Origin of the sequence: Nocardia sp. NPDC004151, from assembly GCF_042874235.1 — a bacterium.
In the GTDB taxonomy this organism is placed as follows: domain Bacteria; phylum Actinomycetota; class Actinomycetes; order Mycobacteriales; family Mycobacteriaceae; genus Nocardia.
Genome location: NZ_JBIAMR010000020.1, coordinates 80,924 through 102,622 on the forward strand (window position 1 = coordinate 80,924; position 21,699 = coordinate 102,622).

The window sequence follows — 21,699 nt, forward strand, 5'->3', positions numbered from 1 at the left end:
GGTCAGCGAGCGACGTGCCTGGCCAGACGAGTCTCCAGGTGGGTTTGGAAGAATCCCAGGATGAGGCAGACAACCCAGTAATAGATGGCGGCCACGCCGTAGAGGGCGAAAAAATCGAAGGTGGGCGCGGCGGCCATCTGGGCGGTGCGCAGCAATTCGGTGACCAGGATGGTCGACGCCAGCGAGGTGTCCTTCACCAGCGAGATCAAGGTGTTGGACAGCGGCGGCACCGCGATGCGGGAGGCCTGGGGCAGGATCACCAGCCGCAGCGCCTGGGCATAGCTCATGCCGACCGAGTACGACGCCTCCCACTGTCCGTGGGCGACCGAAAGGATCGCGGCTCGAATGATTTCCGCCGCGTACCCGCCCACATTGAGGCTGAACGCGATGATCGCCGCCGGGAACGGCTCCAGCACGATGTCGAACGCGGGCAGGCCGAAGAAGATGATGAACAGCTGCACCAGCAGCGGCGTGCCGCGAATGATCGAGATGTACACGCGTGCGGCCGCCGACAGCGGCCACACGCTCGACATCCGCGCCAGCGCCACGAACAGCGCGATCACCAGCCCGATCGCGAAACTGATCGCGGTCAGCGGCAGCGTCTTGCTCACCGTGGCCTCGAGCATGGGCCACAGGTTGTGCCGGATCAGCGCCCAGGTGGCGTCGTCCATGTCGAAATGCCCCGCGCCGCTTACTTGCTGACGTCGGTGCCGAAGTACTTCTCGGAGATCTTGGCCAGGGTGCCGTCGACGCGCAGCTCGTCGAGGGCCTTGTTCACCTGATCGGTGAGGGCCTGGGAGTCCTTGCGGGCGGCGAAGGCCTGTTTGGAGGTCTCACCGGTCTTCCCGGCGACCTGCACGATGCCCGCGCCCTGCTGCTTGGCGTAGGCGTTCACCGCGAGGGTGTCGTTGACGGTGGCGTCGGCGCGGCCGGTCTTGAGCAGCTGCACGGCCTCGACGAAGCCGGGGATGGCCTCGACCTTGCAACCCGCGCCGCGCGCGACCTCGGCCCAGTTGCTGGTCTCGGACTGAGCGCAGGTCTTGCCGGACAGGTCGGTGAGGGCGTGGACGCCGCCGTTGCCGGTCTTGGTGACGATGACGCCCTCGGAGACCGTGTAGGGCTGCGAGAGCGAATACTTCTGCTCGCGTTCGGGTTTGACGGTCACCTGGTTGGCGATGAGGTCCACGCGCTTGGATTCCAGGGCCGCGAACAGCGAGTCCCAGGGCGCGGTGGTGAACTCGACCTTCTTGCCGAGCTTGTCGCCGACGGCCTTGATCACGTCGACGTCGTAGCCGGTGAGGCTGCCGTTGTCCTGGTAGGTGAACGGAGAGTAGTTGCCCTCGGTGCCCACCTTCAGGGTGTTCGCGTCGTCCTTGCTCGAGCTGCAGGCGACGAGCCCCGCTGCGGCGACGACGGCGAGCAGGGCGGCGGCTAGCTTGTGGCGCACGACGGGGACCTCTCCTCGGGCGTGTGGGTGAACAACACGCGACAAACAACCGACAAAGGGTACGCCGCGGACCGACCGGGCGGCACGGCAACCATCACGATGCGCGAAAACCTGGATCCGGCTCCGGCCCGATGATATGCGCGCACGGCCGTCACCCGGTCGAGTGACGGCCGCCCATATGCGCGCGTCGCGCTCAGTCGCGCAGCGGGCGCCCCTGGAGATCGGGCACCTTGCCGGTGAGGATCAGGATGCCGTCGATCAGCGCCCAGATACCGCAACCGCCACAGGTGACCAGCTGCAGCACGCCGATCGTGGTGTAGCCCAGGTAGAAACGGCCGATCCCGAAACCGCCGGCGAGCAGCTGCAGCAGGCCCGCGGTCAGCTTGCTCTTGTCCGACAACGGAACTCCGAACGGATCCCGGCCGAACGGGGCCTCCGGGTCCCCGCCGTAGGGACCGTACGGGCCGGGCGCGGCGAATTGCTGGGGCTGGCCGTAGGGCTGACCCGGCTGCGCGAACTGCTGGGGCTGGCCGAACTGGTCACCCGGCTGGCCGAACTGCTGGCCGGGCGCGGCGAACTGCTGAGGATCCGGATAGGGCTGCTGGCCGTAGGGCTGTCCGTACTGCGGGCCCGTGCCGGGCGCGCCGTACTGGGGGCCGTCCTGCGGCGGCTGTTTCTGGAAGGGATCGGTCACGCAGGAATTATCGCGTGTTGTCGCGGATTCGTTGCCGGGCGAAGCGAATCGACCGCTACATGGCGCTGAGTGTGCGCGCGTAATTCACCTGGTGCATGACCATCGGGAAGGTGGATTCGTTCTGCACCGCGATCATCGCCGAGTGGAACCGGCCCGCGCTGTTCACGGTGACCTGCACGTATCCGGCGACCACCTTCTGCTTGATGAGCAGGAACAGCAACCCGAGAAAACAGAAGGGCAGGAACAGGATCGCCAGCACGATGGCGTAGGGCGGGGTCCGCTCCGAGGATTGCGACATATCGGTCGCGGTCCAGATCGCCCCGCGCAGCGGGAAACTGCCGGACGGGGTGGTGATCAGGCCCTCCGAGACCGCGATATCGCCGATCGCGATCAGGAACCCGGGTTGCTGCGGCACGATCGCGGGCATCGGAGCCGGGAGTCCGTACTGCTGCCCCGACGGTCCCGTTCCCGGTGGACCGTACTGTGGCCCACCGGGAACGGGTTGCTGCTGATACGGACCGGTCACTCGCCCCTCCTGGCATGCGTACGGGTGCTCCCGCCGACCCGTTCCCCCTACGGCCGCACCGGCGGCCGTCGATGCCCGATTGTCTCCCGAATCACCGCGCCGCGCTACGGGATTCGAACGATTCCATGATCAGGAATCGCCCTTGCTGTCCGCCTTGTCCGCGGTGTCGGACTTCTTGCCGACCTCGACCTTCTCCGGCTCCTCGGCGGCCTCCGCCTTGCCGGCGGGCTCCGCTTCGTCGGCAGGCTCTGCCTTGTCGGCGGATTCGGATTCGGCCGCGGCGGCGGAGTCGGTCTTGTCGGTGGAGTCGTCGACGCCGGACTTCTCGGCAGCGGGCTCCTTCGCCGCGGCATCCGTGCCCGGAATCGCGGGTTCGGCCGCGGCGGCCCCGGCCGCTCCATAGGCGCGCAGGGCGCCGAACTGCCACGGCCAGGGGCGTTCCACGCCCGCCCGCACCTGCGCGGGGGTCTCCCGGCCCTTGGTGGCGAGCAGGAAATAGGCCACGGCGCAGACGAAGACGATCGCCGAGGTGAACGTGTTCACGCGCAGGCCCGCGATGTGGGTGGCCTCGTCGTCGCGCAGCAGTTCCACGAAGAACCGGCCGAAGCAGTAGATGGCCACGTACAGGGCGAACAGGCGGCCGTGGCCGATGCGGAACTTGCGGTCCACGTACAGCAGGATCGCGACGCCGAGCAGATTCCACAGCAGCTCATAGAGGAAGGTCGGCTGCACGACGTGCACCACCACACCGTTGGAGACGCCGTTCATCGGGTCGGAGCCGCCGTTGGCGTCGAAGCGGTCGAAGATCTCCAGGCCCCACGGGAGGGTCGTCTCGCGGCCGAAGAGCTCCTGGTTGAAGTAGTTGCCCAGGCGTCCGATGGCCTGGGCCAGCAGCACGCCCGGCGCGATGGCGTCACCGAAGGCGGGCAAGGGGATTCGATAGTGGCGGCAGCCGATCCAGGCGCCGAACGCGCCCAGCAGCACCGCGCCCCAGATGCCGAGCCCGCCCTGCCAGATCGCCCACCAATGGGCGTCGGGCTTGCGATGCGGCCCGAAGTACTTCTCCCAGTCGGTGGCCACGTGGTAGAGCCGCCCGCCGATCAGGCCCAGCGGCACCGCGAACATGGCGATGTCGAGCACCGCGCCGGACTCGCCGCCGCGGGCCACCCACCGCTTGTCACCTAGCCAGATCGCCGCGACGATGCCGATGATGATGCAGATCGCGTAGGCGCGCAGCGGGAACGGCCCGAGGTACCACACGCCGCGAGGCGGGCTGGGAATGTAGGCCAGGACATCGGCGCCGGTGCTCTCGGCAAGGGCTCGTAAGGTCACGAGTCCCCACCGTAGCAGTGTTTGATCTGCCCTCCGCTCAGTCCAGAGCGAGACTGGCCGCGAACCACCGAGTGATCCGCGGCCGAAAAGAAAGGTGTATACCGAATTCGGTACACACCTTTCGAGAAGGTCCCTCGGTCAGGAAGCGACCGCCGCCGAGCGAACGCCCTGCGCCAGCTCCTCGGTCAGCGCCCGGATCGCGTCCAGGCCCTGCGCCGCCGCCGTCACCAGGGCCGAGCCCACGATGACGCCGTCGGCGTAGGAGGCGATCTCGGCGGCCTGCGCGCCGCTGCGCACACCCAGGCCGACGCCGATCGGGATGTCGGAGTGGGCGCGGATGCGGGCGCACAGCGCCGGAGCCATGGACGACACCGCGTCACGCGCGCCGGTGACACCCATCGTGGAGGCCGCGTACACGAAGCCCTTCGAGGCCTCGAGGGTCTTGACGAGCCGCTCCTCGGTGGAGGACGGCGCGACCAGGAAGATGCGGTCCAGGTTGTGGGTGGAGGACGCCACGAACCAGTCGTCGGCCTCCTCCGGAATCAGGTTGGGGGTGATCAGGCCCAGACCGCCCGCCGCCGCGAGATCGCGGGAGAAGCTGTCCACGCCGTACTTCAGCACCGGATTCCAGTAGGTCATGACGACGGCCTTGCCGCCCGCCTGGGAGATGGCCTCCACGACCTTGAACACGTCGCGCACCCGCACGCCACCGGCCAGCGCCTGCTCGGCGGCGCGCTGGATGGTGGGGCCGTCCATCACCGGATCGGAGTAGGCGACGCCGACTTCGATGATGTCGCAACCGGATTCGACCATCGCCTTGCACACGTCGATCGAGCCCTGCACATCAGGGTAACCCGCGGGCAGGTAGCCGATGAGCGCGGCGCGGTTCTCCTCGCGGCAGGCCGCGAAGGTGTTCGCGAGACGGGACTGCTGGCTCACTTGTCGTCCCCCTCGGGCTTGTCGAACAGCCCGAACCACTGGGCGGCGGTGTCCATGTCCTTGTCGCCGCGGCCGGACAGGTTCACGACGATGACCTTCTCCGGCCCCAGCTCCTGCCCCAGCTTGATCGCACCCGCGACCGCGTGCGCGGACTCGATGGCCGGGATGATGCCCTCGGCGCGGGACAGCAGCATGAGCGCGTCCATGGCCTCGGTATCGGTGATCGGGTAGTACTCGGCGCGCCCGGTGTCCTTGAGGTAGGCGTGCTCCGGGCCGACGCCCGGGTAGTCCAGACCCGCGGAGATGGAGTGCGAGTCGATGGTCTGCCCGTCCTCGTCCTGAAGCAGGTACGAGTACGCGCCCTGGAACGCGCCGGGGGTGCCACCGGTGAAAGTGGCTGCGTGGCGGCCGGTTTCGACGCCGTCGCCGGCGGCCTCGTAGCCGATCAGGCGTACGCCCGGATCGTCGATGAAGGCGTGGAAGATGCCGATCGCGTTGGAACCGCCACCGACGCAGGCGGTTACGGCGTCGGGCAGCCGGCCGATGTGGGCCTGGATCTGCTGGCGCGCCTCGATGCCGATGATGCGCTGGAAGTCGCGCACCATGAGCGGGAACGGGTGCGGGCCCGCGGCGGTGCCGAAGCAGTAGTAGGTCTGCTCGGCATTGGTGACCCAGTCACGCAGCGCCTCGTTGATGGCGTCCTTCAGCGTCTGCGAACCCGTTGTCACACTGATGACTTCGGCGCCGAGCAGGCGCATGCGGGCCACGTTCAGCTGCTGGCGCACGGTGTCGACCGCACCCATGTAGATGACGCACTCGATGCCCAGCAGCGCGCACGCGGTGGCCGTGGCGACACCGTGCTGGCCCGCGCCGGTCTCGGCGATGACGCGGGTCTTGTTCATGCGCTTGGCCAGCAGCACCTGGCCGAGCACATTGTTGATTTTGTGAGAACCGGTGTGGTTCAGGTCTTCCCGCTTCAGGAAGATGCGCGCGCCGCCCGCATGCCGGGCCAGGTTCTTGCATTCGAACACCGGCGAGGGGCGCCCGGTGTAGTCGCGCTGCAGCCGGTCCAGCTCGTCGAGGAAGTTCGGGTCCACCCGGCACTTGTCGTATTCGGCGGTGACCTCTTCGATCACGGCCATCAGCGCCTCGGGCACGTGGCGGCCGCCGTACACGCCGAAGTGGCCGCCCACGTCGGGTTCGTGACTCTTGTGCGCGACACCGTCGCTGGCCTGGGGCAGGCCGAGAGTGTTCTTGCCGGACAGCTTTTCGGTCTGAGTCATCGCTTCTTTCACCGTCCCCGGCGAACCGGTTTCGGGCAGGACGGGTGGGTTCCGGCGGTCACCAGCTCGGCCACCGCGGCGCGCGGGTCGCCGCTGGTCACCAGGCCCTCGCCGACGAGCACGGCGTCCGCGCCCGCCCCGGCGTAGGCCAGCAGGTCGGCGGTGCCTCGAATGCCGGACTCGGCCACGCGGATCACTTCACTGGGCAGGCCGGGGGCGATGCGCGCGAACACATCCCGGTCCACCTCGAGGGTCTTCAGATTGCGGGCGTTCACGCCGATCACGCTGGCCCCGGCCTCGAGCGCCCGGTCGGCCTCTTCCTCGGTGTGCACCTCGACCAGCGCGGTCATGCCCAGCGATTCGGTGCGGTCGATGAGCGCGGACAGCACGTCCTGCTCCAGCGCGGCCACGATCAGCAGGATCACGTCCGCGCCGTGCGCGCGGGCCTCGTGGATCTGGTACGGGCCGACGATGAAGTCCTTGCGCAGGACCGGGATGTCGACCGCGGCGCGGACCGCGTCCAGGTCGGCCAGCGAACCGCCGAAGCGACGCTGCTCGGTGAGCACGCTGATGATGCGGGCGCCGCCGTCCTCGTAGGCGCGGGCCAGGTCGGCGGGGTTGGGGATGTCGGCGAGCGCACCCTTGGAGGGGCTGGCCCGCTTCACCTCGGCGATGACGCCGATGCCCTCGGCGTGCAGGGCGGCCTTGGCGTCACGCGGGGAGCGCGCCGCCGCGGCGGCCGCTTTCACGGCCTGGAAATCCAGAAGGGCTTCCCGCGCGGCCACGTCCGCACGGACCCCGTCGAGAATCGAGTCGAGTACCGTCATCTGGCTCGAATCCTTTCTGGGGAGACGGACTTGCTGCCTGAGAATCCCCCCAGGCGCTGTCTCACCGCTGCTGATAAAGAGTAAATGGCTATGTTCCCGGTCTTGACGGCGGGGCTGGAAGCGGCGACGCTGCCGCTGTCCGGCCCAGCTCAGTGGCGTTCCCCGCGGGTACCCCCGGAACCCGGATCGTCCTGCGCGGCAGAGTGATCGGCGTCGTCGTCGGTCGGATCCAGGCCCTCGTCGAGCGCGTCCCACAGCACGCGGCCCGACAATTGCTCCTGGGACGTCGGCTGTGACCCGGATTCCGCGGGTCCCCGGTCGGCGTGACGCTGGGCAACCTGTTCGGCCGCCGCGGACTTCCGCACGGCCGGGCTGTCGTACTTGCCCGACATGCGGGCCGTCTCGCGGGGCATGCGCACCAGCAGCAGGCCGGCCACGAACGCGGCCACCGCCCCGACCAGCGTCAGCACGGCGGGCAGCGACGCGGTGGTGACGGTTCCGGGGTGCTCCCAGGCCCGCAGCTCGGCCAGCCGGGCGGCCCGGTCACCGGTCCTGCCCTGATGGATCAGCAGGGCGTAGGCGGGCACCGCGGCCACCGCGGCGAGCACCGCCACCACCACGCCCACGCCGCGCCGCCACCAGCCGTGGGTGGCGAACACGGCCGCGATGGTGGCCAGCAGGACCAGGGCCAGCGGGGTCAGCGCTCCGAACCAGGTGCTGCCGTTGAGGTGGGCGGTGCGCGGCGGGCCGAGCTCGCTGGTCACCTCGAGGGTCACCCACGTCATCCGCGAGGCCGCCCACAGCAGGGCGGCGGCCACCGCCAGCAGGGCGACAGCCGCGAACGGCCGGGGCCGCTTACGCGCGCCCTCAGCGACCGCGACATGGGCATCGGCCTCGGCTGCCCGCGCGTCCGCTTCGGCCGCTCGCGCATCGGCCACCGCCTGCGCGGCGTCCGCGGCGGCCTCTGCCCGGTCTGCCGCGTCCGCTCCGCCGGACCGTTGATCAGCTTGTGGCGCAACCGGTTTCCCGGCGATCGCGTCGCCTCCCGGCGGCACGGCGGGGGTTTTCGACGGCCGATCGGGGTCCGGGTCGGTCATTGCCCGGCGCCGTTCGGCCGGTAGGCGCGGACCGTCTCCGCGGCGGCGACGGCCTTGAGCACCGCCATGGCCTTGTTGCGCGATTCGACGTCCTCGTACTCGGCGTCGGAGTCGGCGACGATGCCCGCGCCGGCCTGCACGTAGGCGGTGCCGCCCTTGAGCAGCGCGGTGCGGATGGCGATCGCGGTGTCGGCGTCACCGGCGAAGTCGAGATAGCCGACCACGCCCGCGTACACGCCGCGGCGGGTGGGCTCGAGTTCCTCGATCAACTCCATGGCCCGGACCTTGGGCGCGCCGGAGAGCGTCCCGGCCGGGAAGCAGGCCTGGACCGCGTCGAGCGCGACCTTGCCCGCCCGCAACCGGCCCGACACCGTGGACACCAGGTGCATGACGTGCGAGTACCGCTCGACGTGCCGGTACTCGGTGACCCGCACGGTGCCCGGCTCGCAGACCCGGCCCAGGTCGTTGCGGCCCAGGTCGACGAGCATGAGGTGCTCGGCGTTCTCCTTCGCGTCCTCGAGCAGGCCCTTCTCCAGCAGGAGGTCGTCCTCCTCGGTGGACCCGCGCCAGCGGGTGCCCGCGATCGGGTGCGTGGTGGCGACGCCGTCCTTCACCGTGACCAGCGATTCGGGGCTGGAGCCGACGATGGAGAACGCGGTGCCGCCGGAGCCGTCCGGGATGTGCATGAGGTACATGTACGGGCTCGGGTTGGAGGCGCGCAGCATGCGGTAGAGGTCCAGCGGGGTGCCGTGGTAGTCCATCTCGAAGCGCTGAGAGAGAACCACCTGGAACGCCTCGCCCGCCTCGATCTCCTTGACCAGGCGGCGCACGCCCGCGCCGAACTCCTCGGAGGTGCGCTGGCGGCGGTAGTCGGGCTCGGGCCGGTCGAAGACCGAGACCGTCGACTCGGCGGGCGCGGCCAGGGCCTCGGTCATGCGGTCCAGGCGGGCGACCGCGTCGTCGTAGGCCTCGTCGACGCGCTCGTCGGTGCCGTTCCAGTTCACCGCGTTGGCGATCAGGGTGATCGCGCCCTCGTGGTGATCGAAGGCGGCCAGGTCGGTGGCCAGCATCAGGACCATCTCGGGGACCTGGAGGTCGTCGGTGGCCAGGCTGGGCAGGCGCTCGAGCCGGCGCACGGTGTCGTAGCCGAGGTAGCCGACCAGGCCGCCGGTCAGCGGCGGCAGGCCGGGCAGGCGCTCGGTGCGCAGCACCCGCAACGACTCGCGCAGCGCTTCCAGCGGGTCGCCGCCGACCGGTGCGTCGGCCGGGGTCTGCCCCAGCCATGCCGCCTGGTCGTCGACCACGGTGAGCGCGCTGGGACTGCCCGCGCCGATGAACGACCATCGCGACCACGAGCGGCCGTTCTCCGCCGACTCCAGCAGGAAGGTGCCGGGCCGGTCAGCGGCCAGTTTGCGGTAGGCGGACAGCGGAGTCTCGGAGTCCGCCAGCACCTTTCGGATCACCGGGACCACGCGGTGATCGGCCGCGAGCGACCGGAACTGCTCCCGGGAGGTGGTGGTGTCGATTGGCAAACCGTGGGCGCCGTGCATTGCCCCATCATTCCAGGCCCACCGGGCGGGATCTAAATCGCTCTCCCCGCCCAGCCGACCGGGCCGCTGCGGCGAATACCTGAAGCGGTCTCACCACGCTCGCGGCGGTAGCACGCGGTATCCCCCATTATCGAGAGGAGATCAACATAGATGTACCCCTCGCAACCGGTGGCTCCGGAGGGTCCACGGCACGCAGCTCCGCAGATGGCCCCGGGCCTCATGCCCGGCCAGCCGCCTCGGATGATGCATATGAACCCCGGCGGCAAGTACTCCGCCATCTCCTCGTTCGTCACATACGTGAAGGCGCTGGAGTCGCTGGATCCGGGCAACTTCCCCGATGAGTACGCCGAGCACACCGACCGCATCAAGGAACTGCAGCCGTTCCTGCGCGCCCACGGCATCCTCGACGTCATGCACATCAAGAACCCGGAGGTCGCCGCCCTGATCGGGGCGTGACGCCGCACCGACACCGCGTGTCGGGGGTGGTTGGGGCTCCGGGGGACCGACTCCCGGACCCCCGGGCAGGGAAGGCTCCGACCGGCCGGCGGCAGTGACCCGCCAAGCCCCGTGCCCGGCAAGGGATTCCGGCCGGACGGTGACCGTGTCCCCGGATAGCTCGTGCACGATGAATTGGGGGTAGGGTACGGGCATGAAGGTCGGTCAGCTCGCACCCAATTTCGAACTATCGGATCAGTCCGGCACCCCGCGTTCGCTCGAGTCACTGCTCGCGGACGGCCCGGTGGTGCTGTTCTTCTATCCCGCGGCGAACACGCCGGTGTGCACCGCCGAGGCGTGTCACTTCCGGGATCTGGCAACGGAATTCAAGGCCGCCGGGGCCAGCTGCGTGGGCATCAGCGCGGATTCGGTCGAGGTGCAGTCGGGATTCGCCGAGAAGCAGGGACTGGGATACCCGGTGCTCTCGGACCCGGGCGCGAAGATCGCCGCGGAGTTCGGCGTGAAGCGCGGCCTACTGGGCGCGATCGTGCCGGTCAAGCGGACCACCTTCGTGATCGACCCGGATCGGACCGTGGCCAAGGTGATCAACAGCGAGATGCGCGCCAACGTGCACGCCGACGAGGCCCTGAAGTTCCTGCGCGAACGCTGACGGACCGCTCCCGCTCGGTCCCGGCGGCGCGACCCCGTCGCGTCGGTGCTTCGCCCGTCGACAATTCGGACATACGCTGAGCGCATGACTACGGCCGGCACCGAGCAGGAGCGAAAGTCTTCAACCTTCGTCACGTGGCGCAATCGCATCATCGCCGCGGTCGTGACCCTGGCGGTGCTGTGGCTGTCCTATCTGATCCTGGCCGCGTTCATTCCGCGGTGGTGGGCGCAGCGCCTGGGGGAAATGGTCGGTTCGAGTTTCGCCAAGGGCATCTGGTATGGCCTGTTGATGGGCCTGATATGCACGGCGGCGCCACTGTTCCTGTTCCTGGCGGCGGGCCTGTCCTGGCGTAAACGGGCCGGAAAGTTCGTTGCGGGCGGGGCCGCCGTGCTGGCGCTGGTCCTCGCCATCCCGAATTTGATGACGCTGACCATCGTGTGGGGCAACTCCAATGCCGCGCACGCCGGGGAACGCATTCTCGACGTCGACGCCCCGGGATTCCGCGGCGCCTGTTTGGCGGGCGCGATCATCGCCGCCCTGCTGTTCCTGCTGGTCGCATTTCTGTTGGTGCGCAGGCGATTCCGCCGGCACCGCGCCGACAAGCAGCGAAACGAACCGGAAAAGCCGAGCGTACCGCCGGAAACTCCGGCAAATCCTCCCGAAGTCGGCACGAACTAATTCCGCGCCAACACGGTGATCGATGTCACGTCAATCAGCAACACCGTGACTGACGAGCGAAGTCGTGGCAAACTTTGACGTGCGAGTGACTTGTTCGATGCCGTGACACGGGCTCTCGAACGGTCGGGGACCAACCGTCACTCGGCCGGTACGAGAGGGCGCGCACGGTGACCAAGTCGATGAATCCCCAAGAACTGCGAGCTTGGCGAACCCTGATCGCGCTCACCACCCGACTGCCCGCCGCTTTGGATACCCAGCTGCAACGCGAGTCCGGGATTACCCATTTCGAATACTTCGTTATGGCGCTGCTCTCCGAAGAACCCGATCACCGATTGCAGCTGAGCGACCTCGCGCAAAAGGCAAACGCGTCGCTATCACGGCTCTCGCACGTGGTCTCCAAACTCGAACGACTCGGCTGGGCGCAACGCATGCCGCTGACCGGCCGTCGCGGAGCCCAGGCGGTGCTCACCGACGCGGGATATCGCAAGGTCAGCGCAGCCGGTCCCGGCTATCTGGAGTGCGTGCGCGGCCTGGTGTTCGACGGCCTCGACGCCGATCAGACCGAACAGCTGCTGACACTCGGTGAAACCCTGGTGGCGCAGCTCGACAAGGGCATGACCCGCGGGCTAGGCCGCTCGGGGCGGCCCAGCTCGCATCTGGCGTTGGATCCGACCGAATCCGACTGAGGCTCAGCCCTCGTCGGACAGCAGCCGATCGCCCTGCGACAGCAACACGTCGGTGTCGAAGCAGGTGTGGGTGCCCGTGTGACAGGCCGCGCCCTCCTGGTCGACGATGAGCAGCACGGTGTCGCCGTCGCAGTCCAGCCGCACCTCGTGCACGTACTGGGTGTGGCCGGAGGTCTCGCCCTTGACCCAGTACTGCTGCCGCGAGCGCGAGTAGTAGGTGCCCTTGCGGGTGTCGAGGGTGCGGGCCAGCGCCTCGTCGTCCATCCACGCCATCATGAGCACGTCGCCCGTGCTCTTCTCCTGGGCGATGGCGGCGAACAGGCCGTCGGCATTGCGCTTGAGGCGCGCGGCGATCGCCGGATCCAGGCCGCTCATCGAACCGTGATTCCTTCCGTGCGCATGGCGTCCTTGACCTCGCCGATGGTGAGATCGCCGAAGTGGAAGACGCTGGCGGCCAGCACCGCGTCCGCGCCCGCCTGCACGGCCGGGGCGAAGTCGGCGACCTTGCCCGCGCCGCCGGAGGCGATGACCGGCACCGACACCGCGGCGCGCACCGCGCGGATCATGGTCAGGTCGAAACCGGCCTTGGTGCCGTCGGCGTCCATCGAGTTCAGCAGGATCTCCCCGACGCCCAGTTCGGCGCCGCGCACGGCCCATTCCACGGCGTCGATGCCGGTGCCGCGCTTGCCGCCGTGGGTGGTGACCTCCCAGCCGGACGGGGTGGGGTCCTGGCCCGCGGGCACGGTGCGGGCGTCGACCGACAGCACGATGCACTGCGAGCCGAACCGCTCCGACATCTCGCGCAGCACCTCGGGGCGGGCGATGGCGGCGGTGTTCACCGACACCTTGTCCGCGCCCGCGCGCAGCAGCCGGTCCACGTCCTCGACGGTGCGCACGCCGCCGCCGACGGTGAGCGGGATGAAGATCTGCTCGGCGGTGCGGGTGACCACATCGATCATGGTGCCGCGGTCGCCGGTGGAGGCGGTGACGTCGAGGAAGGTCAGCTCGTCCGCGCCCTGGGCGTCGTAGGTGGCGGCGAGTTCCACGGGATCGCCCGCGTCCCTGAGGTTCTCGAAGTTGACGCCCTTGACCACGCGCCCGGCGTCGACGTCCAGGCACGGGATCACGCGTACCGCGAGTGTCATTTCTCCGCCTCGAATGTCATTGTTCTGCCTCTCCTCGGACCCGATCGGCGGTGTCGGCGATCAGTTCCAGTAGTTCCTCGTGCACGCCGGGCGCGGCGGCCAGCACCGAACCGGATTCGATGGTCCACGGCTGCCCCAGCAGGTCGGTGACCACGCCGCCCGCGGCGCGGACCAGCGCCACGCCGGCCGCGTTGTCCCACGGGTGATGTCCGAACACCACGGCCCCGCCCAGAATTCCGGACGCGGTGTAGGCCAGGTCGATGCCGGTCGAGCCGTACATGCGCTGCCGGCCCGAGAGCCGGCTCAGCGCGCCCAGCAGATTGAAGCGGAAGATGCCCGGAATCCGGCCCGCCCCATCGATATTGAAACTGCCGAACCCGATCATGGCGGTGGCCAGTTTGGCCGGGGCCAGGCTCGGCAGCGGGGTGCCGTTGAGCAGCAGCGGCCCGCCGTCGACGGCCGCGTAGCGCTGGCCCAGGATCGGCAGCCAGGTCAGGCCGATGACGGGGACGCCGTCACGCACCAGCGACAGCAGCATCCCGCACATGGGGCTGCCCGCCGAGTAGTTGAAGGTGCCGTCGATCGGGTCGAGCACCCACGCGGTGCCGGAGGTCAACTGCGGGCCGCCGAATTCCTCTCCGTGCACCGGGATTCCGGTGCGCTCGGCCAGTCGCTGCGAGATGGTGCGCTCGAGTTCCAGGTCGAGTTCGGTGGCGAAGTCGTTGCGCCCCTTCTCGACCGCGCTCGGCGCCCCGATGCCCTCGACGAAACGCGGTGCGGCGGAGTCGAGCACCGCGCTGGCGATGCCGAGCAGTTCGGCGAGTTCGGCGGGCATCGGCGGTTATCGAACCGCGGCCAGGGCTTCGGGCAAGGTGAACCGGCCCGCGTACAGGGCCTTACCGATGATCGCGCCCTCGACGCCCTCGTCCACCAGGGTGGCGATGGCGGTCAGATCCTCGAGCACCGAGATGCCGCCCGAGGCGATGACCGGCGCCTCGGCCGCGTTCGCGACCTGGCTGAGCAGATCCAGGTTCGGCCCGGTCAGGGTGCCGTCCTTGGACACGTCGGTGACCACGTAGCGCGAGCAGCCGTCGCGTTCGAGCCGCTCGAGCACCTCCCACAGGTCGCCGCCGTCGGTGACCCAGCCGCGGCCGCGCAGCCGCCACTCGCCGTCGATGAGCTTCACGTCCAGGCCGACGGCGACCTTGTCGCCGTACTCGCCGATGGCGCGGGCGCACCACTCCGGGTTCTCGATGGCCGCGGTGCCGATGTTGACGCGCGCGCAGCCGGTGGCCAGCGCCGCCTTCAGCGACTCGTCGTCACGGATGCCGCCGGACAGCTCGACCTTCACGTCGAGTTCGCCGATGACCCCGGCGATGATGTCGCGATTGGACCCCTTGCCGAACGCGGCGTCCAGGTCGACCAGATGCACCCACTCCGCCCCCGCCTGCTGCCAGGCCAGAGCGGCGTCGCGCGGCGAACCGTAACTGGTTTCGCTGCCCGCCTCTCCCTGAACCAGGCGTACAGCTTCACCATTGGCGACATCGACGGCAGGTAGCAGCACAAGACTCACGGGGTAAGCCTAGTGGTTGCCCGGTGTCACACCGTTCGCAGGGTGAACCGAGTCGCGGCGGGGCGGCCACCGCGCTCGGCCGCCCTCCGTCGCGATTTCACCGCCGGGCGAGCCAGTCCGCGAGCCGGGTCGGGGCGAGTTCCGCGCCGGGGCCCGGCACCAGGCTGTCGGGACCCAGGAGGGTGCCGAAGTACCGGGCCTGCGGGTCGGTGACCACCTCGCGGGGGTCGGATCGGGCGGTCAGCACGGTGCGAATCCACTGGTCGAGGCCGAATTTCTCGGGTCCGCCGACCTCGAGCGCGCCATTGCGAGGCGAGTCCAGCGCGGCCCGCGCGGTCGCGGCGGCGACATCGTCGGCGGCCATCGGCTGGACGCCGCCGTCGGACAGCCGCACCACGCCGTCAACGGTGGCGGAATCGGCTATGCCACCGGCGAATTCGAAGAATTGCGTGGCGCGCACGATCGTGTACGGGAGGCCGGAACTCCGGATCAGTTCCTCCTGCGCCGCCTTCGCTTTCAGGTACCCGGATTCCGGCAGGTCGCCCGAGCCGACCACCGACAACGCGACGTAGTGGCCGACGCCCGCGCTCTGCGCGGCGCCGAGCAGGTTGGCGGTCGAGATGCGGAAGAACGCCATGACATCGTCGTCGGCGAACGACGGCGAATTGGAGACGTCGACGACGACGTCCGCGCCCCGCAGCGCCTCTTTCACGCCCACACCGGTCACCGTGTCGACGCCCTTGCTCGGTGAGGCCGGAACTGCCTGGTGTCCACTCTTGCCCAAACGGTTGACGACATTCGACCCGATCAGGCCGGTGCCGCCGATGACGACAATCTTCATGTCCGCTCCTTCCGTTGTCGCGCTTGCCTCGGCTTCCACCATCCCACCGAGCGGTTGTTCAGCTGCCTCCGGCGTGCGATTCGAGGATGCGATTGAGAGTCAGGACGAAGTTCGCGCGTTCGGCGGCGGTGAACCCGGGCAGGAGTTCCTGCTGCGCCGCTTCCAAACGTTCGTCGAGCTCGGTGAGGTGGGCTCGGCCGGCGCGGGTGAGCGTGAGGGTGTTGCGGCGGCGATCGGCGGGGTCGGGGGTGCGGGTGACCAGCCCGCGGTCGGCGAGGTCGTTGACCGCGGCGACGACGTCACTGCGGTCGATGCCGGTACGACGTCCGGCTTCGGCCTGACTGAGCGGGCCGTGCTCGTCGAGGGTGGCGAGCAGGGCGTAGTGGTAGCGACGGGAACCGGTGGGTTCCAGGGCCTTCTCGGTGCAGCGGTTGGCGATGATCGCGGCCTGGCCCAGGAGGCGGGTGGGCAGGGCGCGCAACCGGCCGGAGGCTCCTTCGGGCGCGGTGTCCATGACAGCGAATCTACCAACACTTGTTGGGAGCACCCACGATCAGTTACATTGGTTTCACCAACGTTGGATTGACCAACAATCTCGTCGAAAGACTCTCACCATGAACGCGATCGACATCAGCACCAGCCGAATCCAGGACCTGGCCGACAAATTCGAGATCACCGAGCTCGTCCACCGCCTCGGCCGCGCCCTCGACGAGGGCGACTGGGCCGAACTCGCCACGCTCTACACCCCCGACGCCACCGCCCAGACCCCGGGCGGCCTGGCCGTCGGCCGCACCGCCCTGGTCACCCAGGCCAGCCGAAACCACTCCCCCGACAAGCACATTCAGCACATCATCACCGGAATCATCGTCGACCTGGACGGTGACACCGCCCGCGTGCGTGCCAACCTCCTCGCCGTCTTCGCCTGGGGCCCCGCCCACGACCCCACCCTCGGCTCCCAACCCCGCCTCACCCTCGGCGAGGTCTACCGCTTCGAGGCCGCCCGCACCCCCGACGGCTGGCAGTTCGCCGGCGTCGCCTCCTCCCCCGTCTGGTCCGTCGGCGCCCGCCCGACGCGGGAGTGACCCACCTCACCGGCGGTGCTGTCAGGAATCCGCGCGCTGTCTCGTTCAGAGGGCACGCGAACCAGACAGGAGCGAAATCATGCAGCACCGCATCGTCGTCCTGGGGGCCGGCTACGCCGGCGCCTTCACCGCCGGATACCTGGCCCGCACCCTCCATTCCCGCGACTTCGAGATCACCGTGGTCAACGCCGAACCCGATTTCGTCGAACGACTGCGGCTGCATCAGCTCGCGGCCGGACATGCGCTGCCGCACCGGCCGCTGGCGGAGGTGTTCGCGGGCACCGGCATCCGGCTACGGGTGGCGCGGGTGATCGGTGTCGACGCCGACCACCGCAGCGTCACCATCGCCGACGCCGACGGCACACACCGCATCGAATACGACACTCTGCTCTACGCGCTCGGCAGTACCGCCGCCGTGCACGACGTTCCAGGTGCCGCGGAGCACGCGTTCGACGTCGCCGGACGGCCGTCCGCGCTGGCTCTGCGCGCCCGTCTGGACGAGCTCGGCGAGCACGGCACGGTGCTCGTGGTCGGTGGCAATCTGACCGCGATCGAGACCGCCACCGAGATCGCCGAAGCCCGACCAGGACTGCGGGTCCAGCTGGCCACCAGCGGTGAACTGGGCGGCTGGCTGGGCCCGAAGGCCCGCCGTCATCTGCTGCGCGCGTTCGATCGATTCGGTATCGGGATCCACGAGCACACCGCCATCGCGCGGGTCGAGGCGCGGCGGGCCGTCGCCGACGATGGGACCGTCTTCGCCTCGGATGCGATCGTGTGGACCGCGGGCTTCGCCGTCCATCCGATCCCCGCCGACAGTGGCCTGGCGGTGGAAGCCAACGGGCAGATCACGGTCGACCGGCAGATGCGGTCGGTCTCGCACCCGGAGGTGTACGCCGCGGGTGACTGCGTCTTCGTCATCGGCGAGAACGGTCGTCCACTGCCGATGTCGTGCGCGTCGGCGGGATTCACCGGTATGCAGGCGGCGGCCGCGATCCTCGGCGACCGGACCGGGCGCACCGTCAAGGCGACCACCCTGAGTTACGTCGGCAACCACATCAGTCTCGGCCGTGAGGACGCGATCTTCCAGCTGGTCGACGGTGCCGCGCAGGCCAAGCCCGGGGCCCTGTGCGGCCGACCGGCGGCGCTGGTCAAGGCGGCGATCGTGGCGGGCAGCGGCTGGAGCATCAGCCACCCGACCTTCGGAATGCCAAGCCGCACACGCCGCTTGGCGCCGGCCCGCCCGCACCCCGTCGATGTGGTCACCACATAGGGTGAAGCTCATGGATGCCGCCACCGTGGCGTGTTTCGAGGCCAGTCGCAACCGGCTGGCCTCCCTCGCCTACCGTCTGCTCGGCTCGGCCGCCGACGCCGAGGACACGGTGCAGGACGCGTTCCTGCGGTGGCAGGCGGCCGACCGGGACTACATCGAGGTCCCCGAGGCGTGGCTGACGAAAATCGTCACCAATCTGGCGCTCGACCGTCTCCGCTCGGCGCGGGTCCGCCGCGAACGCGCGGTCGGCGCCTGGATGCCCGAACCCTTGCTCGACGGCGACCCGATGCTGGGCCCCGCCGAAACCGCCGAACAACGCGAATCGGTGACCGTGGCGGTCCTGCTGCTGATGGAGCGCCTGAGCCCGCTCGAACGAGCCGTTTACGTTCTGCGCGAGGCCTTTTCCTACACCCACGCCGAAATCGCCGACATCCTCGCCATCACCGAATCCGCCAGTCAGCAGCATGCCCACCGAGCCCGCCGCCGAATCACCGTCTCCGCCGACAACACCGGCAGCGACCCCGCCGCCGCCCGCAGCATCGTCCAGGCTTTCGTCGAGGCCGCCACCTCGGGCCGCACCGACTACCTCGTATCCCTGCTCACCGCCGACGCGACCGCCACGTCCGACGGCGCGGGCGGCTCGGCGCCCAAGCTGATCCACTTCCTCACCCCCGAACGCGTAGCCATCGCGGTCCGAGCCGGCTTCACCCCCACACCCGCCAAACTCCGCCAGTTCAACGGCTCCCCCACAATTCACGCCGCCATCCTCAACGGCTGCCCAGCCATGCTCATCACCCTCGCCGACCGAATCCTCAGCGTCACGATCCTGGAACTGCGCGACGACAAGATCGCCGCCCTGCACGGCATCGGCGCCCCCGGCCGCCTCCACCGCCTCACCGAGCAATGGGGACGCCGCGACCACGACGCACCACTCGTCGAGCTGTGGAGCCGGACTCCCGAGTAGCGCTGCCGTCGTGCCTACCCGTGTCGTGCCACGTCGTCGCACAGGATGCTCGGCCAGCGAGCGAGATCGGCCGGTGTGTGCGCCACCTCCAGAGTGGCCTTCGGCAGCAGGTCCACCAGCGCCTCGGCGGTCGACACCGGATGGGCGGGGTCGTCTATCCAGGCCAACACCGTGGTCGGCACGTCGATCGCGGCGATCGCCTCGGGGGCGGGCAGGTCGCTCATCGCTGCCCCGCGGAACAGCGCGGGCAGTAGGTGCTCGGCGACATCCGGCACGGTTTCCGGCGTTCCGACGGTGGCCGGCGGGCGAGGCGCGGTGAGATCGGCGCCGAGGAAGGCGGCGAGTCCCTGCTCTTCGATCAAGCGGGCATTCTTGCGGTAGATGTCGGCCTTCGCGGCTCGGGTGCGCCAAGCGGTCGCGGGCACGAGCAGGGTGAGGCCGGCGAATCGGCCGGGATCGCGGACAGCGGCATGCAGCAGTGTCCCGGTACCCATCGACGGACCGACACCGTGCACCTGTTCACCGGGGAACCAGTGGTCGAGCAGGTTCAGCAGGTCATCGGCCAGAACCGGCCACCGATAGTCCTCGGGGACGGCACGACCCGTCGAGTGGCCGTGGCCGCGCGCGTCGTACCGCAGCAATCGGGTTCCGCTGAGTCCGCGGCCGAGATCGAGGTCCATCAGACGGTCGCGGTGACGGCTGGAGGTGAGGCCGTGGAGTTGGACGACCGGGTGGCCACCCTCGTCGCTCAATTCCACGTCGATGTCGGCGCCGGAAACGCGGAAGGTCGGCACGGTGGCTCCAGTGTGCTGGTGAGACGGCGATCGCTCGAGAAGGAGCCTAGGATACCGTCATGCGGCTGACCAACGTCGCGCACCTGCGCCTGCCGTTCGGCCGCCTACTGGGCTTCGACGTCACCGTGGGGCGGGTGGGCCGATCCCTTCCCGTGTCCTTCGACCAGCGACGCCATGTCGGTGCCGGCGACCGAGCGGGATCCTGGATGGCGTTGTCCTTCAAGCTCTCCGCGCCGGTACCGCCCGACGAGCTCGCGGCCGCCTGGCTGGCGGTGATCGAGCGGCACGGCACGCTGCGGTCGGTCTTCGTGCCGGGCGCGGACGGCGAGCCTCAGCTGTACGAGGTCGATATCCTCCCCGGCGGCTGGGTCGAGCATGTGATCGCTCCGGGGCAGGCGGTCAACGATGCGCTCCGCGCCGTGCTCGACCGTGCTTGCTCACCGTACAGTCGTCCGTCGCATCGGCTCTGTGTGCTCGAGACCGCGGTCGGGCCGACCGTGGTGGTCGCCGCCGACCACTCGCACGTCGACATGTGGTCGATGCTGGTGATCGCGCGTGACCTGCTCGCCGCGCTGGCCGCGGTGCAGCAGGGTCGTTCACCGTCGTTGCCGCCCGTACCCGCCTTCGCGGAGCACACCCGCGCGCTGCGGGACCGCCCGCCGGCGCCCGCCGAGGTGCACCGCCGCTGGGCAGAGGTGCTGGCGGGCAGCGGCGATGTGATGCCACGGTTCCCGCTGTCGCTGGGTGAGGCGACATTGCAGCAGGAGCGCGTGGAGGTGCGCGATGTCCTCGACGTCGACGACAGCGCCGCCTTCTCGGCGCAGGCCCGCGACGACGGCGTCTCGACCCTGGCGCTGGTGGTGGGGGCGATGACCGAGGTGACTCGCGAGCTGGCCGGCACCGCACTGCGAGCGGTGTTTCCGGTGCACAGTCGGTACGACACCACCTGGCACGACTCGGTGGGGTGGTTCATCACCAACTCGGTGCTCGAGTCGGCCGACTCCGATCCCCGCGCCAGTGCCGAGGCGGTGAAGGAGGCCGTCCGGATGGGGTCCTGGCCACTGGAGGACATCCTGCGTCCGTGGGGCGGGATGCCCGAGGCGCCGGGGATGTTCGCGATTTCGTGGCTGGACCTGCGCCGGCTGCCGGTGCGAGTCGACGCGACCGGATTGGAGGCGCAATACGTCGGCGCGACGATTCGGACCGACGGCGTGATGCTCTGGTTCGTCCTCGACGAGACCGGGCTGCACCTGCGCTGCCGGTACCCGGACACTCATGAGGCCCGGCAACACGTCGGCGCCTGGCTGGACACGCTGATCGCCCGGCTGCAGGCACGGGCACGGGCTTCGGTCGGCGGCCGGCTCCGACTCGGCGACCGGATCTATCGTGTGCAGCGGGCGGCGCGTGCCGACGTTCCGGCGCTGGTCGCGCTGCTCTCCGATGACGAGATCGGCCGTGCCCGCGAAGGTTCCGACATTGCCCGCTACGAGGAGGCGTACGACGCCATCACCAGGGATCCCTCGCACTATCTGGCCGTGGTCCGGGACGAGGGCGACAGGATCGTCGGTACCATGCAGCTCACCATCATTCCGGGCCTGTCACGCGGCGGCGCCACCCGCCTCCAGATCGAGGGAGTTCGGGTCGCCGCCTCGGAACGCTCTCGCGGCATCGGGACCGCGATGCTCGAGTGGGCGCACGACCACGGCAGGCACCGAGGTGCGACACTCGCGCAGGTCACCACGGACCGGGTCCGCACCCGGGCTCACGCCTTTTACGCGCGGCTCGGGTACGACAACAGTCACGTCGGGCTGAAGCGGGCGCTCTGACCGATTCGCCGCGGAACCCGGGGGTTGGGCGAGCGCGGTC

General features: G+C 69.5%; 25 protein-coding genes. 8 read left to right on the forward strand and 17 right to left on the reverse strand.

Features of this window, described 5'->3' with window-relative positions:
* Positions 1 to 2: 2 nt before the first annotated feature.
* The 10 genes from ACFYTS_RS32605 to ACFYTS_RS32650 form a co-directional block, all read right to left on the reverse strand.
* Positions 3 to 671 carry an amino acid ABC transporter permease gene (locus tag ACFYTS_RS32605; protein WP_357285849.1) on the reverse strand — a complete coding sequence of 223 codons (669 nt, stop codon included), beginning with the start codon at positions 669 to 671 and terminating at the stop codon, positions 3 to 5.
* 20 nt (positions 672 to 691) lie between these two features.
* Positions 692 to 1,447, reverse strand: a complete 756-nt coding sequence (locus tag ACFYTS_RS32610; protein WP_387309233.1) for a transporter substrate-binding domain-containing protein — start codon at positions 1,445 to 1,447, stop codon at positions 692 to 694.
* A 193-nt stretch (positions 1,448 to 1,640) separates the two neighbouring features.
* Positions 1,641 to 2,141: an NINE protein gene (locus ACFYTS_RS32615; RefSeq protein ID WP_357285843.1), complete on the reverse strand. Its 501-nt coding sequence runs from the start codon at positions 2,139 to 2,141 to the stop codon at positions 1,641 to 1,643.
* A 55-nt stretch (positions 2,142 to 2,196) separates the two neighbouring features.
* Positions 2,197 to 2,568 (reverse strand): hypothetical protein, encoded by a 372-nt coding sequence (locus ACFYTS_RS32620; protein ID WP_357285840.1) that lies wholly within the window; start codon positions 2,566 to 2,568, stop codon positions 2,197 to 2,199.
* A 228-nt stretch (positions 2,569 to 2,796) separates the two neighbouring features.
* Positions 2,797 to 3,999 (reverse strand): prolipoprotein diacylglyceryl transferase, encoded by a 1,203-nt coding sequence (lgt, locus tag ACFYTS_RS32625; RefSeq protein WP_387309234.1) that lies wholly within the window; start codon positions 3,997 to 3,999, stop codon positions 2,797 to 2,799.
* Positions 4,000 to 4,137: 138 nt separating this feature from the next.
* Complete coding sequence (gene trpA, locus ACFYTS_RS32630; protein ID WP_357285835.1) at positions 4,138 to 4,938, reverse strand: tryptophan synthase subunit alpha; 801 nt, start codon at positions 4,936 to 4,938, stop codon at positions 4,138 to 4,140.
* The gene (gene trpB / locus ACFYTS_RS32635) at positions 4,935 to 6,221 is read right to left on the reverse strand and encodes a tryptophan synthase subunit beta (RefSeq protein ID WP_357285832.1); all 1,287 of its coding nucleotides are present in this window, start codon (positions 6,219 to 6,221) and stop codon (positions 4,935 to 4,937) included. The genes trpA and trpB overlap by 4 nt, the downstream gene beginning before the upstream one ends.
* An 8-nt stretch (positions 6,222 to 6,229) precedes the next feature.
* The gene (trpC, locus tag ACFYTS_RS32640; RefSeq protein WP_213560553.1) at positions 6,230 to 7,048 is read right to left on the reverse strand and encodes an indole-3-glycerol phosphate synthase TrpC; all 819 of its coding nucleotides are present in this window, start codon (positions 7,046 to 7,048) and stop codon (positions 6,230 to 6,232) included.
* A gap of 149 nt (positions 7,049 to 7,197) precedes the next feature.
* Positions 7,198 to 8,145 carry a TIGR02234 family membrane protein gene (locus ACFYTS_RS32645; RefSeq protein WP_387309235.1) on the reverse strand — a complete coding sequence of 316 codons (948 nt, stop codon included), beginning with the start codon at positions 8,143 to 8,145 and terminating at the stop codon, positions 7,198 to 7,200.
* Positions 8,142 to 9,695, reverse strand: coding sequence for an anthranilate synthase component I (locus ACFYTS_RS32650; RefSeq protein ID WP_387309236.1), 1,554 nt, complete (start codon positions 9,693 to 9,695; stop codon positions 8,142 to 8,144). Before ACFYTS_RS32650 ends, ACFYTS_RS32645 begins: the two co-directional genes overlap by 4 nt.
* A gap of 240 nt (positions 9,696 to 9,935) precedes the next feature.
* Here ACFYTS_RS32650 and ACFYTS_RS32655 point away from each other — a divergent pair, with 240 nt between their 5' ends.
* The 4 genes from ACFYTS_RS32655 (at position 9,936) to ACFYTS_RS32670 (ending at position 12,164) form a co-directional block, all read left to right on the forward strand.
* Positions 9,936 to 10,151 (forward strand): hypothetical protein, encoded by a 216-nt coding sequence (locus ACFYTS_RS32655; RefSeq protein ID WP_387309237.1) that lies wholly within the window; start codon positions 9,936 to 9,938, stop codon positions 10,149 to 10,151.
* Positions 10,152 to 10,344: 193 nt separating this feature from the next.
* Entirely contained in the window at positions 10,345 to 10,800 is a 456-nt protein-coding gene (locus ACFYTS_RS32660) for a peroxiredoxin (RefSeq protein ID WP_357285822.1), read from the forward strand.
* 84 nt (positions 10,801 to 10,884) lie between these two features.
* Positions 10,885 to 11,478: a permease gene (locus tag ACFYTS_RS32665; protein WP_387309275.1), complete on the forward strand. Its 594-nt coding sequence runs from the start codon at positions 10,885 to 10,887 to the stop codon at positions 11,476 to 11,478.
* A 179-nt stretch (positions 11,479 to 11,657) separates the two neighbouring features.
* On the forward strand, positions 11,658 to 12,164 hold the full coding sequence (locus ACFYTS_RS32670; protein WP_387309276.1) for a MarR family winged helix-turn-helix transcriptional regulator: 507 nt from the start codon (positions 11,658 to 11,660) through the stop codon (positions 12,162 to 12,164).
* Between the two features lie 3 nt (positions 12,165 to 12,167).
* On the opposite strand, the gene hisI is transcribed toward ACFYTS_RS32670, so the two are convergent.
* The 6 genes from hisI to ACFYTS_RS32700 all read right to left on the reverse strand — a co-directional run bounded on the left by hisI (position 12,168) and on the right by ACFYTS_RS32700 (position 16,237).
* Complete coding sequence (gene hisI / locus ACFYTS_RS32675) at positions 12,168 to 12,539, reverse strand: phosphoribosyl-AMP cyclohydrolase (RefSeq protein WP_357285815.1); 372 nt, start codon at positions 12,537 to 12,539, stop codon at positions 12,168 to 12,170.
* Complete coding sequence (gene hisF, locus ACFYTS_RS32680; RefSeq protein ID WP_357097965.1) at positions 12,536 to 13,309, reverse strand: imidazole glycerol phosphate synthase subunit HisF; 774 nt, start codon at positions 13,307 to 13,309, stop codon at positions 12,536 to 12,538. The genes hisI and hisF overlap by 4 nt, the downstream gene beginning before the upstream one ends.
* A gap of 16 nt (positions 13,310 to 13,325) precedes the next feature.
* Positions 13,326 to 14,144, reverse strand: a complete 819-nt coding sequence (locus ACFYTS_RS32685; protein ID WP_357285812.1) for an inositol monophosphatase — start codon at positions 14,142 to 14,144, stop codon at positions 13,326 to 13,328.
* A 6-nt stretch (positions 14,145 to 14,150) separates the two neighbouring features.
* Positions 14,151 to 14,882, reverse strand: coding sequence for a bifunctional 1-(5-phosphoribosyl)-5-((5-phosphoribosylamino)methylideneamino)imidazole-4-carboxamide isomerase/phosphoribosylanthranilate isomerase PriA (priA, locus tag ACFYTS_RS32690; RefSeq protein ID WP_357097970.1), 732 nt, complete (start codon positions 14,880 to 14,882; stop codon positions 14,151 to 14,153).
* Between the two features lie 97 nt (positions 14,883 to 14,979).
* Complete coding sequence (locus tag ACFYTS_RS32695) at positions 14,980 to 15,723, reverse strand: SDR family oxidoreductase (protein WP_387309238.1); 744 nt, start codon at positions 15,721 to 15,723, stop codon at positions 14,980 to 14,982.
* Positions 15,724 to 15,781: 58 nt separating this feature from the next.
* The gene (locus ACFYTS_RS32700) at positions 15,782 to 16,237 is read right to left on the reverse strand and encodes a MarR family transcriptional regulator (protein WP_357285808.1); all 456 of its coding nucleotides are present in this window, start codon (positions 16,235 to 16,237) and stop codon (positions 15,782 to 15,784) included.
* A 100-nt stretch (positions 16,238 to 16,337) separates the two neighbouring features.
* Between ACFYTS_RS32700 and ACFYTS_RS32705 the strand changes: the two genes are divergently transcribed.
* From ACFYTS_RS32705 to ACFYTS_RS32715, 3 genes are all read left to right on the forward strand, one after another.
* Positions 16,338 to 16,805, forward strand: a complete 468-nt coding sequence (locus ACFYTS_RS32705) for a nuclear transport factor 2 family protein (RefSeq protein ID WP_387309239.1) — start codon at positions 16,338 to 16,340, stop codon at positions 16,803 to 16,805.
* Between the two features lie 79 nt (positions 16,806 to 16,884).
* Complete coding sequence (locus ACFYTS_RS32710) at positions 16,885 to 18,075, forward strand: NAD(P)/FAD-dependent oxidoreductase (protein WP_387309240.1); 1,191 nt, start codon at positions 16,885 to 16,887, stop codon at positions 18,073 to 18,075.
* Positions 18,076 to 18,085: 10 nt separating this feature from the next.
* Positions 18,086 to 19,039, forward strand: a complete 954-nt coding sequence (locus ACFYTS_RS32715; protein ID WP_387309241.1) for a sigma-70 family RNA polymerase sigma factor — start codon at positions 18,086 to 18,088, stop codon at positions 19,037 to 19,039.
* Between the two features lie 14 nt (positions 19,040 to 19,053).
* Here the strand turns inward: ACFYTS_RS32715 and ACFYTS_RS32720 are convergent, their stop codons facing one another.
* Entirely contained in the window at positions 19,054 to 19,833 is a 780-nt protein-coding gene (locus ACFYTS_RS32720; protein WP_387309242.1) for an alpha/beta fold hydrolase, read from the reverse strand.
* A gap of 59 nt (positions 19,834 to 19,892) precedes the next feature.
* On the opposite strand from ACFYTS_RS32720, the gene ACFYTS_RS32725 reads away from it, so the two are divergent.
* Positions 19,893 to 21,659, forward strand: a complete 1,767-nt coding sequence (locus tag ACFYTS_RS32725) for a GNAT family N-acetyltransferase (protein WP_387309243.1) — start codon at positions 19,893 to 19,895, stop codon at positions 21,657 to 21,659.
* Positions 21,660 to 21,699 lie beyond the last annotated feature (40 nt).

Bases quoted from the DNA above. Each gene is read 5' to 3' on its own strand.
- ACFYTS_RS32670 (WP_387309276.1), top strand. From the start codon at position 11,658: ATGAATCCCCAAGAACTGCGAGCTTGGCGAACCCTGATCGCGCTCACC.
- ACFYTS_RS32645 (WP_387309235.1), bottom strand. From the start codon at position 8,145: ATGACCGACCCGGACCCCGATCGGCCGTCGAAAACCCCCGCCGTGCCG.
- ACFYTS_RS32655 (WP_387309237.1), top strand. From the start codon at position 9,936: ATGATGCATATGAACCCCGGCGGCAAGTACTCCGCCATCTCCTCGTTC.
- ACFYTS_RS32685 (WP_357285812.1), bottom strand. From the start codon at position 14,144: ATGCCCGCCGAACTCGCCGAACTGCTCGGCATCGCCAGCGCGGTGCTC.
- ACFYTS_RS32710 (WP_387309240.1), top strand. From the start codon at position 16,885: ATGCAGCACCGCATCGTCGTCCTGGGGGCCGGCTACGCCGGCGCCTTC.
- ACFYTS_RS32725 (WP_387309243.1), top strand. From the start codon at position 19,893: ATGCGGCTGACCAACGTCGCGCACCTGCGCCTGCCGTTCGGCCGCCTA.
- hisF (WP_357097965.1), bottom strand. From the start codon at position 13,309: ATGACACTCGCGGTACGCGTGATCCCGTGCCTGGACGTCGACGCCGGG.
- ACFYTS_RS32650 (WP_387309236.1), bottom strand. From the start codon at position 9,695: ATGCACGGCGCCCACGGTTTGCCAATCGACACCACCACCTCCCGGGAG.
- trpC (WP_213560553.1), bottom strand. From the start codon at position 7,048: ATGACGGTACTCGACTCGATTCTCGACGGGGTCCGTGCGGACGTGGCC.
- ACFYTS_RS32605 (WP_357285849.1), bottom strand. From the start codon at position 671: ATGGACGACGCCACCTGGGCGCTGATCCGGCACAACCTGTGGCCCATG.
- ACFYTS_RS32665 (WP_387309275.1), top strand. From the start codon at position 10,885: ATGACTACGGCCGGCACCGAGCAGGAGCGAAAGTCTTCAACCTTCGTC.
- ACFYTS_RS32705 (WP_387309239.1), top strand. From the start codon at position 16,338: ATGAACGCGATCGACATCAGCACCAGCCGAATCCAGGACCTGGCCGAC.
- ACFYTS_RS32700 (WP_357285808.1), bottom strand. From the start codon at position 16,237: ATGGACACCGCGCCCGAAGGAGCCTCCGGCCGGTTGCGCGCCCTGCCC.
- ACFYTS_RS32715 (WP_387309241.1), top strand. From the start codon at position 18,086: ATGGATGCCGCCACCGTGGCGTGTTTCGAGGCCAGTCGCAACCGGCTG.
- hisI (WP_357285815.1), bottom strand. From the start codon at position 12,539: ATGAGCGGCCTGGATCCGGCGATCGCCGCGCGCCTCAAGCGCAATGCC.
- ACFYTS_RS32660 (WP_357285822.1), top strand. From the start codon at position 10,345: ATGAAGGTCGGTCAGCTCGCACCCAATTTCGAACTATCGGATCAGTCC.
- ACFYTS_RS32620 (WP_357285840.1), bottom strand. From the start codon at position 2,568: ATGCCCGCGATCGTGCCGCAGCAACCCGGGTTCCTGATCGCGATCGGC.
- ACFYTS_RS32695 (WP_387309238.1), bottom strand. From the start codon at position 15,723: ATGAAGATTGTCGTCATCGGCGGCACCGGCCTGATCGGGTCGAATGTC.
- trpB (WP_357285832.1), bottom strand. From the start codon at position 6,221: ATGACTCAGACCGAAAAGCTGTCCGGCAAGAACACTCTCGGCCTGCCC.